Below are 16,804 nucleotides of genomic sequence, written 5' to 3' on the forward strand. Positions count from 1 at the left end.
TTCAGTTCGACGATCCAGACGACCTCTCCCAGCTGGGGGTGGGGTGCGGTGGCCTGGTCGCTCAGGCGATCCCGCCGCCCGCGGCCTTGGGCAGGGTGCCGTTGACGCAGTTGGCCATCGACGCCCGGCCGCCCGCGTTCGGGTGGGGATAGCCGGGGAGCAGTGCCCAGTTGGCCCCGAAGGAGATCAGGCGGGTCTGGACGAAGGCGGGGCCGGGGTTCCACAGGGCCGGGCAGACGGCTTGGATGCGGGCCGGGTTGCCGCCGCGCAGCGCCCAGACGATCTGGGCCACCAGGACGCCGGTGCTGATCCAGCCGTTCATCATGTTGGTGGCGCGCAGGACGGCGGGGCCGCACACCGCGGGCATGTTCGGGTCACCGATCCACTTGTAGTACAGGTGCTGGCGCACCTGGGCGCCCGGGTCGGCGCCGATCAGGGCCAGGTGGATGCTGGTGGTGTTGGCCGAGAGCGCCGCGGAGACCGCGGGCCCGTTCCACGCCGCCGGGATCGGGCCGCGCGGGACACCGGGGGTCGGGTTGCCGCGCGGGTTGCCCATCGCCCAGTCGGTGCAGGTGCCCGCGTTGCTGACCGCCCACGCCGGGGCGGCGCCGAACAGGCCGCCGATCGCCCCGCCGAGGTTGCGCGAGACCAGCTGCGTGGCCACCGCGACCCAGTTGGAGTCGTTGGCCCCGGCGGTCACCACGGCCACGTTGGCGTTGCCCTTCCGGCTCGGGTTGGCCGCCAGCACCGCGGTCGCGTCGCCGATCTGCGGGCGCGCCCCCTGCGAGACCACCCCGCACGGGTTGACGTAGGGGGAGGTGAGCAGCACGTCGCCGGTCGAGGCGCCGCTGTGCGCGAAGTTGAAGTACCTGTTCCACGGCACCCCGAGGATCGCCCGCAGGGTGCCCGCCCAGCTCGACCCCGGCGCGGCGGGCCCGGCACCCGGGTCGTCGCAGAAGGTCGTCCACACCGCCCGGCCCGGTCGCGCCTCGTGCCCGGAGGTCACCGAGTCGCCGACGGCCACCAGCAGCGGCGGAGGCGGCGGAGCGGTCGTCGTCGTGGTGGTGGTCGTGGTCGTCGTCGGCGTGGTCGTCGTGGTGGTCGGCGGGCACGAGGTGGTCGTCGTCGCGGCGGCCCCGTTCGGGACCGCGGTCGGCTGCAGTGTCTTCGTCACCGAGGTGGGGGTGGCGGTGGTCGGGGTGACCGTGGTGCGCGTGGTGGTCGGGGTCGCCGTGGTGGTCGGCCCGGTGGTCGTCGGGGTGACCGTGGTGGGGCGCGTGGTGCTGGTAGGGGTGGTCGTGGTCGGCTTGGTCGTCGTGGTGCTGGTCGGGGTGGTGCTCGTCGTCGTGGTGCTTGTCGGTGTGGTGGAGGTCGTTGTGGGGCAGGGGTTCGTGGTGGTGGTCGAGCTCGGGGGCGTGGAGTTGGTGCTCGACGGGGTGCTGGTGGTCGAGGTGCTCGGGGTCGGGCTGGTCGTGGGGGAGCTGCTCGGCGGGCTCGTCGGTGCGGTGGTGGTCGGGCACGGGCCGGTCGTCGTGGTCGGCGGTGGGGTGCTGACCGGTGTGCTGCTCGGGAGCGCCGTGCTCGTCGCGACGGTGCTGGTGGGCAGCGCGGTGGCTGTGGCGGTGGCCGCGGCCTGGCCCTCCTTGCCCGCGAGCGCCCGGGTGACCACTGTCGGCTGCGCGGTCGTGGAGGTGGGGGTGCACGGGTCGGGGCGCGGACCGCCGACGAAGGAGGGGAGCGTGTTGTACGGGTCGGGCACCACCGGCGGGTTCTGCGCGAGCCCGCCTGCCAGGTCGGAGGGCGCGCCCGCCTCGGCCAGCTGCTGCTGCGCCGCCTGGTCGTCGGGGTCGGGAGCCGTTGTGGGCCAGGGGTTCTGGTCGACTTCGCCACCGAGGTCCGGCAGCGATTGCGGCGCCGACTGCCCCGCACCCGCGCCGCGCACCTGCTCCAGCACGTTCCGGCACGTCGCCGGAGCGTCCGCATAGGACACGACCCCGGCGCACTCCCCCGTGCTGAACAGGCCCAGCAGCGCCCCGAGCCCACCCGGGTAGCTGTTCGCGACCGACACCACCCCGGCCAGCACCTCGTCGGCGCTGATGCCCGTGTCGGCCCGGGCGGGCGACCCGCTCGCCTGGCCGAGCACCACCACGCCGGCGACCATCGCGACCCCGACACCGGAGACCCCTGCTACCCGCAACCGCGACCAGGACCGATCCATGAGCCTGCTCCCATCACCGGGGGTGGCACCGCGATCGCGGTGAGTACAGGGTAGGAACGGCCTGCCGCGCTGGAGAAGAGACCGAACAGAGCAATCCACCCACCCGACGCCGACGGTGGTGACCAAGGCCCGACGGGCGGGGTGGCACGCCAGCTCCAGGGCTCCGGCGGCGGCAGCGCGACGCCGGGGAGCGCGAGCGTCGCGTGCTGTCGGCCAGGACGCGCGTGCTCCCGCCGCCTGGCGTGGCGAAGCGCCCGCGCTCGTGCGCGCGGGCTGGTGCGCTGCGGCACCTGCGCCGCGGTGGTGAGCGGCAGGCGGGCCTCGACGCCTCACCTGTCTTGGTCCACAGTGGATCTGCTGGCGCGGCCGGGTCCACCACCCGCACCCGAGTGACTTGGGCTGGGTGCCGCCGGGGTGGCAGTGGGACTGCTCGTCCCGGCGGCGACCCGTCCGGTCAGAGTTCGGTGTCGAAGGCGCCGTTGTCCACCTTGCGGTGAAAGCGCATGCCCGCCACACCGCCGAGGACGGCGCCCACGAGGGCGACCAGGGCGGCGATGACGCCGCCGGTGGTGAGGGTGTCCTGGTTGATCGGCAGCGTCGAAAAGCCCCCAGGGACGGTGATGTTGGCCCCGGAGATGGCCGCCACGAGCGAGCCGACCAGGCCGATGGCGACCGTCCACAGCCACACGGCCAGGCCCTGCCTCGCGCCGGTGAACCGGGTCATGCGGCCCGCCACGTAGCCGCCGCAGTAGAAGGCCAGGAACAGGACCACGGCAGTGGTGGTGGCGCCCGCGAGGCCCGCGCCCTGCGGGGTTCCGGGGTCCTGGGCGGCCCGGGTCTGCCTGGTCGGCGGTCCGCTGGGCGGTCTGGTCGGCGTTGTCGGCCCGAACGAGGCCGAGAACTGCACTGGCGCGGCGCGTCCTCGCGCGAGCCGGGCACGACTCTGCGGTGTCGGGTGGGGCTGGGTTAGCCCGGCAGAACGGTCACCGCGGCCTCAGTCCCGAGATGCTGCTGCGCTGCGCCCAAGTCCTGGAACGCCGCCCCGAGGAACTGCTGCTCGACGCGACCTCGGACACCCCGCGCTCCACCACACGAGACCGAGGAGCACCACGTGCGCGAGGAGCACGGGCCCGTGGAGCCGGATCAGTCGGGGTCCCTGGTCGCGGAGGTGTCGTGGCACGCCGCCCACGCTCGCTGGGCCACTTCGAGGGTGAGGCGTTGCCAGGGGTCGCGCGGGTCGCGGCCGCTGATCTGTCGCGCGCGAGCGATGCGGTAGCGCAACGTCTGGGGGTGGAGGTGCAGCGCGTGGGCGGCTTCGATGGCGTTTCCGGCTGCGAACAGGGCCTCCAGGCCAGCGAGCAGGTGGTCATTGCGCGGTTCGAGCAGTGCCCGCAGAACCGTCGCCGCGGCTCGCCCGGGGTCCGCTGCGGGACGACCGGTGAGCAGGGCGAGGACGTGCGCGTCGCCTTCGGTCAGCAAGGGCTGCTGGACGTAGGCGTGGTCGGGTGCGTAGTCCAGCGCGACGACGGCCAGGGCATAGGCATCGGCGACGGCTGCACCGTCGGCCGCTGGAAGGAGGCATCCACGCCAACCGCCGGGCCGCAGCGATCCGGGGACCTCGAGGTCACCGGGCACGATCAGGACGGCCCGGGATCCGCGGGTGGTCAGCAGGTGCGGGGGTGGCACACCGTCGATGCTGAGGTCCCTGACCAGCTGTGCGGCGTCGGCGGCGGGATCGTCGATCGCCACGACGAGCAGTTGCAGGGCGCCGGTCAGCTCGACCTGCAACTGGCGGCAGCGGGCGGCGAAGGCCGCGGAGGAACTGTGCCTGCCGACGAGGACGTCGTCGATGAGGTTGCGCAGCGCTCGGTCGCGATCTTCGTCGAGTTGGTGGTGTGCCGCGGTGTAGCCGTCGGTGATGGCCTCGGATGCCGCATCCACGGCGATCAGCGTGCTGCGCGCGAGGGCTTGGGCGTCGGCTTGGTCCAGGTGTCCATCCCCCAGCTCGAAGATGACGTCGACGGCGGCGAGGGCACCGGCCCGGTAGGCGCGCAGGACCGCGCCCGGCGCCCGGCCGTCCCGGGCGCGGGCGGCTCCGATACCGCGCAGGCGGGCGCGGTCGGCCTCGGCGAGGCCCTGGTCGGTGCACCAGCATTCGACGAGCCGGTCAAGGGCCCACATCGCGATCGCCTGCACCTCCTGGAGCTGCTCGGGTGCCAGGGCCCGGTAGGCGGGTTCGGCGTCGAGCACGACGTCCAGCACCCCGGCGCGCAACTGCTCCCCCCTGCGGCGCACCAGGGAAGCCACCAGTTCGCGTTGCTCGCGCACACGGCCTCCTTGTCATCCGGTGATGAATGCACCCATCATCCCGCACCGATGCGGTTGCCGACCTCATCAGCCGGTTGCAAGCTGGGCTCCGAAGATCGTGAGGACAGGAGTGCTGGTGGACGCCGATGTGATCGTCGTGGGCGCAGGCCTGGCCGGCTTGGTGGTGGCCGCTGAAGCTGCCGGTGCAGGCAGGCGGGTACTGCTGCTGGACCAGGAGCCCGAAGCCAACCTGGGCGGTCAGGCGTTCTGGTCCTTCGGCGGCTTGTTCTTGGTGGACTCGCCCGAGCAGCGCCGGATGGGCATCAAGGACTCTGCGGAGTTGGCGATGCGGGACTGGTTGTCCAGCGCAGGCTTCGACCGCGGGGTCGAGGACCCCGCCGGGGAGGACTACTGGGGCCTGCGGTGGGCCCAGGCCTACGTGGAGTTCGCCGCTGGGGACAAGCGCCGCTGGCTGCACGACCAGGGTGTGCGGTTCTTCCCGGTCGTCGGGTGGGCCGAGCGCGGCGGGGGCCTGGCCGACGGCCACGGCAACAGCGTGCCCCGCTTCCACGTCACCTGGGGAACCGGACCGGGCGTGGTGGCACCGTTCGAACGACGGGTGCGTGCCGCCGCTGAGGCCGGTCGCATCCGGTTCCGGTTCCGGCACCGGGTCGACGAGGTGGTCGTCACCGACGGCGCGGTGACCGGTGTCCGCGGGGCGGTCCTGGAGCCGAGCGACGCCGCGCGGGGCACCGCGAGCTCCCGCGCCGAGGTCGGTGCCTTCGAGCTGGGCGCGCAGGCCGTGGTCGTCACCTCAGGCGGGATCGGCGCCAACCACGACCTGGTCCGCGCCAACTGGCCCGCCCGCCTCGGCACGGCGCCGAAGTCGATGATCTCCGGGGTCCCCGAGCACGTCGACGGCCGCATGCTGCGCATCAGCGAGCGGGCAGGCGCTCGGCTGGTCAACCGCGACCGGATGTGGCACTACACCGAAGGCCTGCGGAACTGGAACCCCATCTGGGCCCGGCACGGCATCCGCATCCTGCCCGGCCCCTCGGCCATGTGGCTCGACGCGCACGGGCGGCGCTTCACCGCCCCGGACTTCCCCGGTTTCGACACCCTGAGCACGCTGGGGGCGATCGGCCGCAGCGGGTACGACCACTCCTGGTTCCTCACCACCTACAAGGTGGTCGCCAAGGAGTTCGCGCTGTCGGGGTCGGAGCAGAACCCCGACCTCACGGGCAAGGACATCCGGCTGACCCTGTCCCGCGTCCGCCCAGGCGCAGCTCCTCCGATGCAGGCCTTCCTGGACAAGGGTGAGGACTTCGTCGTCGCCGACACGCTGCCCGAGCTCGTGGCAGGCATGAACCGCCTCGTGCCCGACCCCGGCGTCGACTTCGCGCTGATCGAGTCCCAGGTACGCGCCCGCGACAGCCAGGTGGACAACCCGTTCACCAAGGACGCTCAGATCATGGCCATCCACAACGCGCGCAAGTCGCGGGGCGACCGCCTTGTCCGCACCGCCGCACCTCACCGCATCCTCGACCCGGCAGCCGGTCCGCTGGTCGCCGTCCGGCTCAACATCGTCACCCGCAAGACCCTCGGCGGTCTGCAGACCGATCTGGCCGGCCGGGTGCTCGCCGCCGACGGCTCGGCCATCCCGGGCCTGTACGCCGCAGGCGAGGTCGCCGGGTTCGGCGGTGGCGGGGTCCACGGCTACCGCTCCCTGGAAGGCACCTTCCTGGGCGGCTGCCTGTTCTCCGGCCGCCAAGCCGGTCGCGCCGTCGCCAAGGCCACCGCGTGACCCGGCAGGCCCCGCGCTTCCACGTCATCCCCACCCTGGTGCGGGAGTTGTGCACAGACAGCCTGCGCCCGTGGTTGCACCTGCTCGAACCCTCGGCCGCAGCCAGCCTCGGGCAGGTGCGGGCGACCTTCCTGGGCGTGTCCACCGTGCTGCTCGACGACGGGCACACCGCCGTCCTGACCGACGGCTTCTTCAGCCGCCCCGGCATCGTGCGGACCCTGGCCCGGCGGATCGCACCCGACCGGGCACGCATCGCCGCCGCGCTGCGACTGGCCGGTGTCACCGACCTGGCCGCGGTCTTCGTCTGCCACTCCCACTACGACCACGCCCTGGACTCCGCCGTCGTCGCCGCCGCCACCGGCGCCCAGCTGCTGGGCTCAACCTCCACCGCGCGCACCGCCGGGATCCTCGCCGACCACCGCGTCACCGTCGTGCAGCCCGGGCAGCCCATGCGGTTCGGCGAGTTCACCCTGACCGCGCTGCCCGCCCAGCACAGCCCCGGTGACCGCGTCCCCGGCACCATCGACCACCCCCTGGACCCACCGGCCCGGATGCGGGACTGGCGGACCGGGGACTGCTACTCCCTGCACGTCACCCACCGCGACCGCGCCCTGCTGGTGCACGCCAGCGCCAACTTCCTGCCCGGCGCGCTCGCCGACCAGCAGGCCGACACCGTGTACCTGGGCGTGGGCACCCTCGGCAAGCAGGACGACCGGTTCCGGGCCGACTACTGGGCCGAGACCGTTACCGCCGTCGGCGCCCGCCGGGTCCTGCCCATCCACTGGGACAACTTCACCCGTCCCCTACACCGGCCGCTGCGCCCGCTGCCGCGCGTGTTCGACGACTTCAACACCACGATGCGGTTCCTCACCCAGGCAGGCAGCCGCGACGGCGTGTCCGTCCAGATGCCCCTCGTCGGCAGCCCCGCTGATCCCTGGCCCGACCACACCAGGAGAACGCCGTGACCAGCCACCTCCCCGCCGGAGCCCAGGAGCCTCCCCGCCCCGAGACCTTCCGCGAGGAGCTGGCCGAGGCCCTCGCCCCGCGCACGCTGCTGCTCACCGTCGGCGTCGGCCTGCTGTGCATCGGCTTCGCGCTGTCCTAACTCGGAGCCCTGCACAACCCTCGGCCCCACGACATCCCCCTTGCCGTCGTCGCCCCCGCGCAGGCCGCCGACCAGGTCGTCACCGCCTACAACGGCATCAAGGGAACACCGGTCGCCGCCACCGCAGCAGGATGGGGGGCCGACGCAGCGGCCACCACGGCGGTGGCTAGGTTGATGTTCGCCGGTCGCCCCGGTGTACGGCCACCATGGCCATCTCGCGTGCTGCCTTAACAGTAGCCGTCGTCATCTACTTCTTCGTCGCTGCGATGTGCACGGCCTCTTGGTCGTGCCCGCGAGGCACGTCGAAGTGGACGTCCAGTTGTGTTTGCTCCAACGCAGGCTCGGCGTGCGTAATGCCCTCATGGCGCCTGTTCCGCATCTCCTGCGGCGCTTTGACCATCGGGTTCTCCGGTGACCGGTCCGTATCCGGGGCGGCGGCTAAGAGCATCTGCTCGGGCACGCTTCTGCGCGTCCGTCGTGTCGGTGATCAACCGCAAGGTGGGTTTGTCGACGGGTTGCCCAAGCAGCAGGCGTAGGCGGGGGGCTCGCCAGTGCAGTTCGCGTGCGAGGTCAGCGAAGGTGAGCAGGCCGTGATGGTGGGCGAGGTCAAAGGCTTTACTGAGCAGGCTGGCAGTCTCACCGGGGTAGTTGGCGGCGGGTTCGGGCGCGAACAGACCGACTCCGGTGAGGCTGTTGAGTCGCTGGTAGGCGCGGCGGGCGCTGGCGTCGGAGATGACGCCAAGCTCGCGGGCCCGGTAGATCAGCGACTTGATCGACACGCCCCAGACGCGGCTGAGTTCAGCAAGGGTGTGGAAGTCGACCCTGCTGGGGAGCAGGTCGGCGATGGTGGCCGCGGGGGTGAGGAACTCGGCGGCGAAAACATTGGCCTCGTGTTCGTGGCTGGGGTCGCCCGCGGAGCTGTTGCGATGTAGCAGCAGGTGGCCGAGTTCGTGGGCGGCGGTGAAGCGCTGCCGGAAGACATCGTCTGCGCGGTCGGGGGTGAGCACGACCAGGGGTCGGGGCAGGTGTGAGGTGGAGAACGCGTCGATCCTGGAGGTTTCGTCCCCGGCGAAGGGCACGGTGGTCACCACAATGCCTTTGGTCTCCATCGTGCGGACCAGGTGCGCGATGGGTCTGTTGCTGAGGTTCCAGCGTTCGCGCAGAAGCCGGGCGGCGGTGGCCGGGTCGGCGGGGACGTCCTCGGCAATTATGTGGGTGTCGAAGCCGGGCAGGTCGACGGCGGGCAACTGGATGCGCTGCTCGAGTGCGTGGGCCAGCTCCCAGACCTGCTCGACGAACGCCACGGCCTTCGCGCGCTGGGACGCGCGGGTCGAACGCAGACTGCGGAAGTGCGCGGTGGCGGCATCGAGCCGGGCGTGCGGTCGCCCCAAGGCGAAGAAGCCGATCGGCATGTCGAGGATCTCGGAGAGCTTGAGCAGGTGATCGGGCCGGGGCGGAGTGGTGCGCGCCTCCCACTGGCTCACCGCAGCGGGGGTGACTCCCACCGCGGCGGCCAGCGCGGCCTTGGTGAGCCCAGCCAGGCACCTCGCCTGGGTCAGGCGGGCGGGGTCGAACACCCGCGCCACCTCGGCCAACCCGAGCGCGTCACCGTCATTGTCTTCACCGGGGAGGTGCAAGTGCAGCTGGTCAGTCATCGCTTCCTGTTCCCGGCTGGGGTGCGTTCGGGTCGGTGTCGGGTGAGGTCAATGGCGGTCGCACACCCAGTACCGGCTCCTCTAGTGGCGCGTCGTCGAACCGAGGGCCCGAGCCGGGACCGGTGGAGGGAGGAACCGGACGCACGGGGGACGGTGCGGGACCCCAGCCGCGGCCGAACCCACCCTCTTCGGTGGTGATCGGCAACTGCTCGCGAACAGACCACTTCAGCAGGCCCGACTCGTCGGTCTGGGTTGCCTCGCCCCAGTAGATGCGTAGAAGCCCGGACTGGGGGTTAGAGGCGTAGGCGATCAACACCATCCTGCCTGCGGTCGCCATGTCAGCGACGATCTGCTCGGCCTCCTCGGCCTCGGTGCGCAACTGCTCCTCGGACTTGTCGGCCTCCTCCAGGCTGAGTTGCGCATCCGGGGTCGTCGGGGTCAGGTCGAGCAGGTTGCGCCGCACCTCCGACATGCGCATCTTGGCCTGATCGACGCTCTTACGCAGGTCATCGCCGTAACGCCACGGGTAGAGGATCACGTTGTTCTCCCCCACCACGAGCAGGTCGTAACGGGCGCCCCGGGGTCGAATCGTTCGGACCCCATCCAGTCCACCGATGTGACGGACCAACTCCTCGTGCTGGGTCTGCCACAAGTGCCCGTACACATCCTTGGAGGTTAGGCCCATCGCCTCGTGCCCGGCCAACGCGCGGCGCTCGGCCTCCCGCAGCGCGAGCGGGACCGCCCGACCGACAGACTCGGCAAGCTCACCGAACAACGACAACGACCACGGCGTGGAAGACCAGGCGCTGCTCACTGCGACCTCCGTGAGGCGACATCCCGGGATCTGCTTACGTTCCCGGCGCTGTACAAGTAATACCACTAATGTTCTCGACGTCAAGTGCGCACATGGCGCTAGGGTGTGCGAGCGATGCCGCCGAGGACCGGCGACCTACTGCACCTGAGGCAGTCCACCTGCGGGCGCTTCTCCGCTGGGCCTGAACGACACCGCTTCGGCGGGATCGTCAACCGCGGCGGTACGTCCCGGACGAGTCTGTGTAGGGAAGTTCTGGTCCCCGGCGGGTTAGGTACAAGGTGCTGCTACCAGCCCCGGTGCTCGTGCACGCACGGCATCCGGGGAAGTCGAAATCCCGAAGAGGCGGTAGGAGGCAACCGAACGGGTTCGGAGGTCACATCGTTCGCAGCCCCCGCAACTCTGCGAGGCCTGCAAAGAATGACCTCACGTCTCGCTTGACCTGCTGCTATGAAGTCGGATGTTCGCAGTCGTCACAAGTATGCGAACACTGCGTGCCAGCGAGGTGCCATGGCAAGCGGGGAATGGGCCGCCGGGCCGCAGGCTGAGCAGCTACCTGCGCTCGACGACTTAGATCGGCACGAAGACTAGCCCCGGGACCATGAGGATCGCCATGATGGCGAACAGCAACCAGGACTCGCCGCGTCCGTCGCGCCCGCAGGGCGGTGTTCGGGCCTGCGGGTCTCGCCGCGGTGGGCGGCAGCGACGAACGAGTCAGTGACACTCTCGATCACCGGGCCGGTGTACAGCACGTTCCTGGCCAGTGCGGGGCCCCTGACGCTGTTTCATACCCTGGATCGGCCCTCCTCCCCGACCGTCGGCCAACCCCAGGCGGGTGTGGTCGCCGGTGACGACCGTGCCGAACTCGCCCTCTAGGGAGTCGATGACGCCGATACCCACACGCACCTTTCAAAATCGGCCGCGTACGGGGGCACTCACCTGGAGACGGACCACCGGCTGGTGGGTGTGCTGCTGGAGGAGGTCGCGGCCCCAGCGCACCCAGGACTCCCTGCTCCAGCACGGCGTGCTCCGCCAGTGTGGCCTTCACCGAGGGCATGGCCGTGTTGCTCTATCTGCTCATCACCGCAGTGGCTGCACTGGCCGGAGCCGGAGCCGGAGCCGGAGCCGGGGCCGTCGCGACGGCGGTCGAGCAGGAGCACGGCCAGCGCGGCGGCGAACTTCAGCAGCTGCTCCCCGAGATGGGCGTGGGCCCGGATCAAGTCGCTGCCCGCGATGTTGCGCTTCAAGTCCTCGCCACTTGACGCCGGCGACCACGGCCAGCGGAACGAGCACGACCACGGCGTGCACGACGAGCGGGTGCAGCGGCAACCCGAAGACCTGCACATCTCAAACCCTCCAAGGACTGGTGTGCCCGTAATCCTGGGATCCGGATCTGGGAAGCTCTCGGGAGCGGAGATCGACCCGCGGGGGGCGATACTGGTGGTGTGGAGCCACCTGCTGTCCTGGTCGTCGAGGACGACCGCGTCTTCGAGAGCATGCTCGAACGGCTGCTGGTCGAGGAGGACTATGCCGTGGACTTGACCCACGACAGCCACCGTGGACTGCGCCTGGGCTGACCCGCCAGTACGCGGTGCTGGTACTAGGCCGGGGACTGCCCGCCGTGGACGGACTGGACCTGCTGGTCAGGCTGCGCTCGCGCGGGATCGCCACCGGTTCTGGCGCTCTCGGCGCCGAGCAAACCCCGCCGACCGCGTGGCGGGCTTGGACTCAGGTGCCGAGGGACTACCTGGGCAAACCGTTCAACATCGACGAGCTGCTGTGGGCGCAGGCGCCACACCGAGCTCGCGCAGGTCCAAGCGGTGCCGGGTGGACACCTGGACCTCGACAACAGGTCGGTCGCGCCGGGCCGAGTACTGCAGCGGCTCTCCGAGCGCGAGCGCACCCTACTGATCCGCACTCGCCGCGCGCCCGACGACGGTGTTCACCAGAGCCGCGGCCGAGAGCACCGCCATGGCCAACTCCTACGCCGCCCGCCATGCCAGCAACCGAGTGGTAATTTCTGTCAGTTGAAACCGCGATCACATCGAGTTGACCGCCACCGACGACGGCACGGGGATACCCGATTGGTCATGCCCCACGTTTTCGTCCCCTTCTCCAGCACCGGCGGCCCGGCAGAGCGACAGCGGCGCTACGGCCTCAGGTTGGCCATCGTCGCCGACATCGCCGCACACCACGGCGGGTCGGCGCGCGCATCCAGTTCGATTTCGACGTCCAATTCACCCTGCGCCTGCCGACAGGTCCACCTCCGTCGTTCCGGGCCGCGGCCGGGGCGGCCACCGCCGGGTATCCGTCCCGGCCGCCATGCGGGCTACCTTCCGAGCCACCATCGAATGATGACGACCCATCGTCGCGGCGATTGCACGACATGACCTCCCCGCGACGGGTTCACGGGAGATCATCTCCCTTTCCTCGGAAGCAAAAGCATACGGGATACCGACCCCACACCACCTCCGGTCGCTAGTCCAGACAATTTCTCACGACTAGCGCATCGACCATCTGACAAGAAGCCGATCCATCGGAACGAACGACTAGCCCGCCAATTTCCGGGCAAAGACTTCCCGGTCCTCGGGTTCCGAAACGTTTCTGCGCGCCAAATTACAGTCTCCGATCACCAGTCGGGCAAGGTAACCCCTTACCCCACACATCGACCGGTTGAAGCTAAGAATCGGTTCCTTCGCCGACAGCGCAATCCGCCCCAAGCTCCAGCCCTCCTCTCTTCGAAAACTACCCGGCGAGTATCTGCGGACCACGATCCACCTCCCACACGACGTGGATCGACCAGCCTGGACCGCACCTCATCAGCCCGATTTCCGGGTTAAACTTTCTAGATTGCAACACTAGACCAGAAACCGACACTGGGATGGACGCGTTGGCGCTGGTCGCAGATGACGGCGACCTCACAGCTAGTCAAATGTTGATCTCGGTGACCATACCGAAACCCACCGTTTTATCGTCTTGTCGGACCGTGAAACGGTCGCCAACTGCCATAGCTACCGACGACACCAATCGAACGCCGACGCGCGAGGAAGATTTAGCGTCATCGGTGGGTAAGAATCGAATCAAGCCGGAGATTTCAACGCCATGAAAGTAGAAGTCAGCCCGTTTTGGGCGGTTGCCCGAAAGAAAGCAAACACAGCTATAGAAGTCGATGTGAGCGGCCACCGAACCTGATAGGGCGACAATTTGCGCACCCGCTACGTCCCTACGACGTACGTCGCGGAAAAGCAGGGCGACGTTCTCGCCCGGGCCCGCCCTATTCATCAGTTTCCGATATTTGTCGACGCTTTCCACGACCGTAGGTACTGGTCGTTCACGCGTACCTACCAGTTCGACTGCCATGCCAGGATAGACACGGCCCTGCTGGATTTGCCCGGTGATCAAGACCCCTGAGTCGCTGGCTGGGATGCGGTTTTCGATCATGAGGCGAAACGGGAGGTTGGCCTCCCAATTCGGGTCCGGCACATGCTGTTCGAGCGTGGTTACCAGATCGCGCATGGATTGGACCCACCTTCGCTCGCCTTTCAGCGCACCCTCGGCGGATACACGCACCACGGGCGTCGCATGCCTGGAATAACCGTTGGCGTCCAGCAGATCACGGATCATTAGCTCGACCAACTCGGTGAGTTCCTGGTCGATGGCGGTGTCGGCGAAGGTCAACGCGACCACGACGGACGGAACCCCAGCCTGCCGAGCGAGTTGGAGCTGGACAAAAGTCTCTGGGAGCGGTCCGTCCAAGGCGGAGACGGCAAGGATTACGGCATCCGGCCGGACCACGCCGGTAACCACATTCTTGACGTAGTCGGCATGGCTGCGAAAGACGACGTGGTCAAACCGGGTCCGGTCGGTCTCGTACCCGACGTGCGCGAGGCTGATCGAGAGACCGCGGTGGACGTCGTGCTGGTAGCCCGCACTGATCTCGTCGCGCGTGTCCTCGTCGTGCAGGACCTTGGTGATCGCCACGGTCAGCGTCGTCTTGCCGTGACCAGTCTGTCCCAGCACTGCAATGGTCATGAAGGGCCTGCGTCCGGTCGACGCGGTCGCGGGGAGAGCCAGCAACGCGGGCTCCGCCGATGTTGACTTTGGCGGGACAAATGCGGCGTTGCGGGCCAACGCCAACCGCAGGACGTTGTCGGTGCCGTACTGCTTCGGAGTAGGCCAGCCCTCCTCGCGCATACGACGGGCCAGGCGTTGGTAGATGAACTCCAGGTTGAGCTCCGGCGGCCCCTCGGGCACGCCCTCGCGGAGTAGCGCCAACAACTCACCAGAGAACGCAGTGTGTTCGGCGCCGGGCGGTGCGAGCGCGACCATGTTCGCCGGGGTCGCTGCTAGCGTGTATGTGCCTCGCACACCGAACTGGCCCTGCATTAATGCGTCTTGATCGGCGAGGAACCCGTCGACCGCGAGCCCGGAGAAGCAACAGTCGAGGATGAGGACCTTGGTGGTGGCGACGCTGTCCAGCAACTCGTCCCGAATCCACGCGAACGGCAGCGCGGAGTACTGCGGGCGGGCCGGGTCGGTGGCAGACAGCCCCAGAAACAGCTCCTGCCGACGGGTGCCGATCAGCCCATGGCCGCTGTAGTAGATGAGCAGGACATCCTCGGCGCTCGCGGCCACGTCGGCCAGCTGCCGCGCCACACCGGCCTGGTCGACCTGGTTCTCGATTACCAAGCATCGGTCCGGCGCGAACGCCCCACGCTCTGGCTCGGTCAGTGCCGCCCGCAGCGCCGTGAGGTTGTTGGCAACCGACGGCAGATCCGGAAGCGCCATACTGTCGTAGCTGCTCGCACCGATGAGGACGGCGTGCGAGCGGGACTTGTCGGGCAGCATCGGTCAGTCCTGGTCGTGGAGACTGGTTTCCAGGAGCTCGGTGAGTTCGCCGACGGACCTCAGGTGGTCACCGGTGATCTCGACGCGAGTGCCATCCGGCCGCTCGACAGCCACAGTCACCGACCGCCGCGGCCTGGCGAGCCACACAGACAGCGATTTCGCCAAGACTGTCAGCACCCCGCCCGCTCCAGCGGCGACGATCAAGATGTCGATGGCACCACCCATCTCACCGGTAGCGGGCACCCTCGGAACCACCCGGACGCGGCCACGCAGTTCGTCAGCCCGACGCAGCCACTCGTTGAGCGACGCCAGCGTGGCAGCCGAATCAGCACCATCAAAGATCAGACGAGTTTCCACGCGCGCATCCTCCACAGCCTGTTCCATCGCTTGGAGGTCGGCAGACGGTGCACCAGTGTTACCCGAGTGAGAGCGCGGTCAACGCGCCGTAACCGTTGGCGAGCCAAGCGCCATGGGCGGTGTCAAAGTCAGCACCGAACGTCGAGCCTAAGCCCACCAGGCTATCCTGTCGCTGGCCTGCTCAATCATCTGCCTCCGCAAACTCATTCTGAACTGACCTCTTTGTCACCGCGCACGGGTCCTCCGCAGCTGCGGCGATATCGATGCCGGTGAAAGGCGATTCCCGCTCGTCCGCCAATTCGCGGTGCGTTTCACAGATGTGTTCGTCGAGCCGGGGCACCCTCGGACAAGCCAGTGGTAGAAGTTCGCCAACTGGACCACGCCCGGCTCGTAGTGCAGCGGGTGGACTTGGGCCTATTGTTGCTGCGCAGCGACCTGTCCCATGCAATCACGTAGCGTGACCACGTCGGGTCGACGGGCAGGGGCGGCTCGGGCTCGTAGGACATGTGCTCAACCTCAAGGTCAAGGTGGCACTGAGCGCTGCACTCGGTGTGGGAGCACGCATCAAGATCAAAAAAGTGGAGCCTCCGCAGGCTCTCACCTGCGAAGACTCCACTCAGCGTCGGGCTGACAGGATTTGAACCTGCGACCCCTTGACCCCCAGTCAAGTGCGCTACCAAACTGCGCCACAGCCCGCTGGTCAGAACTCACCGCGCAGTTGCTCTCGCGACTGCTCACACAGACTAGCGCACCCCTCACAGGGGCTCACAACCGGCCCCCGGGAGTGGGGCGCGTGCCCGGAGGCGGGGGGGCATAGCCTTGGTGACCATGGAGACGGTGCAGGTCGGGGGTCGGGGGTTGACCTACGTGCGGCGGGGGCGGGGGGAGCCGTTGGTGCTGGTGCAGGGGATGGCGGGGCACCACGGGTTGTGGGGGGAGCGGTTCTTGGGGTTGTTGGCGGAGCGGTTCGACGTGGTGGCGTTCAACCACCGGGGGGTTGCTGGTGGGGGGCGGGTTGAGGAGCAGTTCTCCACCGCGGACCTGGCTCGGGACGCGGTGGGGGTGATGGACGCTCTGGGGGTGGGGAGCGCGCACGTGTTGGGGATCTCGCTGGGCGGGATGGTGGCCCAGGAGATGGCGATCCGGTTCCCGGAGCGGGTGCGGGCGTTGGTGTTGGGGTGCACCTACGCGGGGCCGGAGGGGGGTTCGCTGGACGCGCCGGGGCCGGGGCGGATGGCTCAGGCTGCGGCTGCTCGGGACGCGGTGGCGGCGATGCGGGTGGCGTTCGAGGTGAACCTGTCGCCGGGGTTTCGGGGGCGGGAGGGGGCGTTCCGGGAGTTCGTGGAGGTGGTGTTGGCGCAGAAGGTGCCCGCGGCGGTGATCGGGATGCAGATGCGGGCCGCGTTGGGGCACGACGCCGTGGGGCGGTTGGGGCGGGTGGTGGCGCCGACGTTGGTGGTGCACGGGACCGAGGACGAGATGATCCGGGTGGACAACGGGCGGCACGTGGCGTCGTTGGTGCCCGGGGCTCGGTTGGAGGTGGTGGAGGGGGTCGGTCACCTGTTCTGGTGGGAGCAGCCCGAGGCGACCGCGCGGTTGGTCACTTCGTTCGTGGCTTCTTCCACTTGATCAGCGCCGGGGCGCCCGGTGACCGAAGCCCCGGTGGAGCAGCGCGAGCCCGCCTCCGGGGAGCCTGGCT

General features: G+C 69.3%; 14 protein-coding genes and 1 tRNA gene. 6 read left to right on the forward strand and 9 right to left on the reverse strand.

What is annotated here, in order from left to right; translation table 11 throughout:
• Positions 1-61: 61 nt before the first annotated feature.
• The 3 genes from BJP25_RS36475 to BJP25_RS19220 form a co-directional block, all read right to left on the reverse strand.
• Positions 62-2,218: an SGNH/GDSL hydrolase family protein gene (locus BJP25_RS36475; protein ID WP_332888640.1), complete on the reverse strand. Its 2,157-nt coding sequence runs from the start codon at positions 2,216-2,218 to the stop codon at positions 62-64.
• Positions 2,219-2,672: 454 nt separating this feature from the next.
• Positions 2,673-3,125: a hypothetical protein gene (locus BJP25_RS19215; protein WP_075976356.1), complete on the reverse strand. Its 453-nt coding sequence runs from the start codon at positions 3,123-3,125 to the stop codon at positions 2,673-2,675.
• A 236-nt stretch (positions 3,126-3,361) separates the two neighbouring features.
• Positions 3,362-4,546, reverse strand: a complete 1,185-nt coding sequence (locus BJP25_RS19220; RefSeq protein WP_075976357.1) for a PucR family transcriptional regulator — start codon at positions 4,544-4,546, stop codon at positions 3,362-3,364.
• Between the two features lie 109 nt (positions 4,547-4,655).
• Here BJP25_RS19220 and BJP25_RS19225 point away from each other — a divergent pair, with 109 nt between their 5' ends.
• The 3 genes from BJP25_RS19225 to BJP25_RS34250 are packed head-to-tail and all read left to right on the forward strand — an operon-like array spanning position 4,656 to position 7,434.
• Positions 4,656-6,329 carry an FAD-binding dehydrogenase gene (locus BJP25_RS19225; protein WP_233158163.1) on the forward strand — a complete coding sequence of 558 codons (1,674 nt, stop codon included), beginning with the start codon at positions 4,656-4,658 and terminating at the stop codon, positions 6,327-6,329.
• On the forward strand, positions 6,326-7,294 hold the full coding sequence (locus tag BJP25_RS19230) for an MBL fold metallo-hydrolase (protein ID WP_198943555.1): 969 nt from the start codon (positions 6,326-6,328) through the stop codon (positions 7,292-7,294). The genes BJP25_RS19225 and BJP25_RS19230 overlap by 4 nt, the downstream gene beginning before the upstream one ends.
• Positions 7,291-7,434: a hypothetical protein gene (locus tag BJP25_RS34250; RefSeq protein ID WP_158075686.1), complete on the forward strand. Its 144-nt coding sequence runs from the start codon at positions 7,291-7,293 to the stop codon at positions 7,432-7,434. The genes BJP25_RS19230 and BJP25_RS34250 overlap by 4 nt, the downstream gene beginning before the upstream one ends.
• Positions 7,435-7,793: 359 nt before the next feature.
• On the opposite strand, the gene BJP25_RS19235 is transcribed toward BJP25_RS34250, so the two are convergent.
• Positions 7,794-9,089, reverse strand: coding sequence for an XRE family transcriptional regulator (locus BJP25_RS19235; RefSeq protein WP_075976358.1), 1,296 nt, complete (start codon positions 9,087-9,089; stop codon positions 7,794-7,796).
• Positions 9,082-9,903: a hypothetical protein gene (locus BJP25_RS19240; protein ID WP_075976359.1), complete on the reverse strand. Its 822-nt coding sequence runs from the start codon at positions 9,901-9,903 to the stop codon at positions 9,082-9,084. Before BJP25_RS19240 ends, BJP25_RS19235 begins: the two co-directional genes overlap by 8 nt.
• Before the next feature lie 1,034 nt (positions 9,904-10,937).
• Here BJP25_RS19240 and BJP25_RS19245 point away from each other — a divergent pair.
• Positions 10,938-11,162 (forward strand): hypothetical protein, encoded by a 225-nt coding sequence (locus BJP25_RS19245; protein WP_075976360.1) that lies wholly within the window; start codon positions 10,938-10,940, stop codon positions 11,160-11,162.
• Positions 11,163-11,345: 183 nt separating this feature from the next.
• Positions 11,346-11,477, forward strand: coding sequence for a response regulator transcription factor (locus tag BJP25_RS35070; RefSeq protein ID WP_143219191.1), 132 nt, complete (start codon positions 11,346-11,348; stop codon positions 11,475-11,477).
• A gap of 660 nt (positions 11,478-12,137) precedes the next feature.
• On the opposite strand, the gene BJP25_RS36580 is transcribed toward BJP25_RS35070, so the two are convergent.
• The 4 genes from BJP25_RS36580 to BJP25_RS19265 form a co-directional block, all read right to left on the reverse strand.
• Positions 12,138-12,320 carry a helix-turn-helix domain-containing protein gene (locus BJP25_RS36580; protein WP_075976361.1) on the reverse strand — a complete coding sequence of 61 codons (183 nt, stop codon included), beginning with the start codon at positions 12,318-12,320 and terminating at the stop codon, positions 12,138-12,140.
• A gap of 508 nt (positions 12,321-12,828) precedes the next feature.
• Positions 12,829-14,748: a caspase, EACC1-associated type gene (locus tag BJP25_RS19255; RefSeq protein ID WP_075976362.1), complete on the reverse strand. Its 1,920-nt coding sequence runs from the start codon at positions 14,746-14,748 to the stop codon at positions 12,829-12,831.
• Positions 14,749-14,751: 3 nt separating this feature from the next.
• Entirely contained in the window at positions 14,752-15,132 is a 381-nt protein-coding gene (locus BJP25_RS19260; RefSeq protein WP_075976363.1) for an effector-associated constant component EACC1, read from the reverse strand.
• 595 nt (positions 15,133-15,727) lie between these two features.
• A tRNA-Pro gene (locus BJP25_RS19265) sits at positions 15,728-15,801 on the reverse strand.
• A gap of 132 nt (positions 15,802-15,933) precedes the next feature.
• On the opposite strand from BJP25_RS19265, the gene BJP25_RS19270 reads away from it, so the two are divergent.
• Positions 15,934-16,734: an alpha/beta fold hydrolase gene (locus tag BJP25_RS19270; RefSeq protein ID WP_075976442.1), complete on the forward strand. Its 801-nt coding sequence runs from the start codon at positions 15,934-15,936 to the stop codon at positions 16,732-16,734.
• Positions 16,735-16,804 lie beyond the last annotated feature (70 nt).

It is taken from the genome of Actinokineospora bangkokensis (assembly GCF_001940455.1).
GTDB lineage: Bacteria > Actinomycetota > Actinomycetes > Mycobacteriales > Pseudonocardiaceae > Actinokineospora > Actinokineospora bangkokensis.

Coding starts and splice junctions, on each gene's coding strand:
- BJP25_RS36475 (WP_332888640.1), bottom strand. CDS start 2,218: ATGGATCGGTCCTGGTCGCGGTTGCGGGTAGCAGGGGTCTCCGGTGTC.
- BJP25_RS36580 (WP_075976361.1), bottom strand. CDS start 12,320: ATGATCTCCCGTGAACCCGTCGCGGGGAGGTCATGTCGTGCAATCGCC.
- BJP25_RS19260 (WP_075976363.1), bottom strand. CDS start 15,132: ATGGAACAGGCTGTGGAGGATGCGCGCGTGGAAACTCGTCTGATCTTT.
- BJP25_RS19255 (WP_075976362.1), bottom strand. CDS start 14,748: ATGCTGCCCGACAAGTCCCGCTCGCACGCCGTCCTCATCGGTGCGAGC.
- BJP25_RS19270 (WP_075976442.1), top strand. CDS start 15,934: ATGGAGACGGTGCAGGTCGGGGGTCGGGGGTTGACCTACGTGCGGCGG.
- BJP25_RS19235 (WP_075976358.1), bottom strand. CDS start 9,089: ATGACTGACCAGCTGCACTTGCACCTCCCCGGTGAAGACAATGACGGT.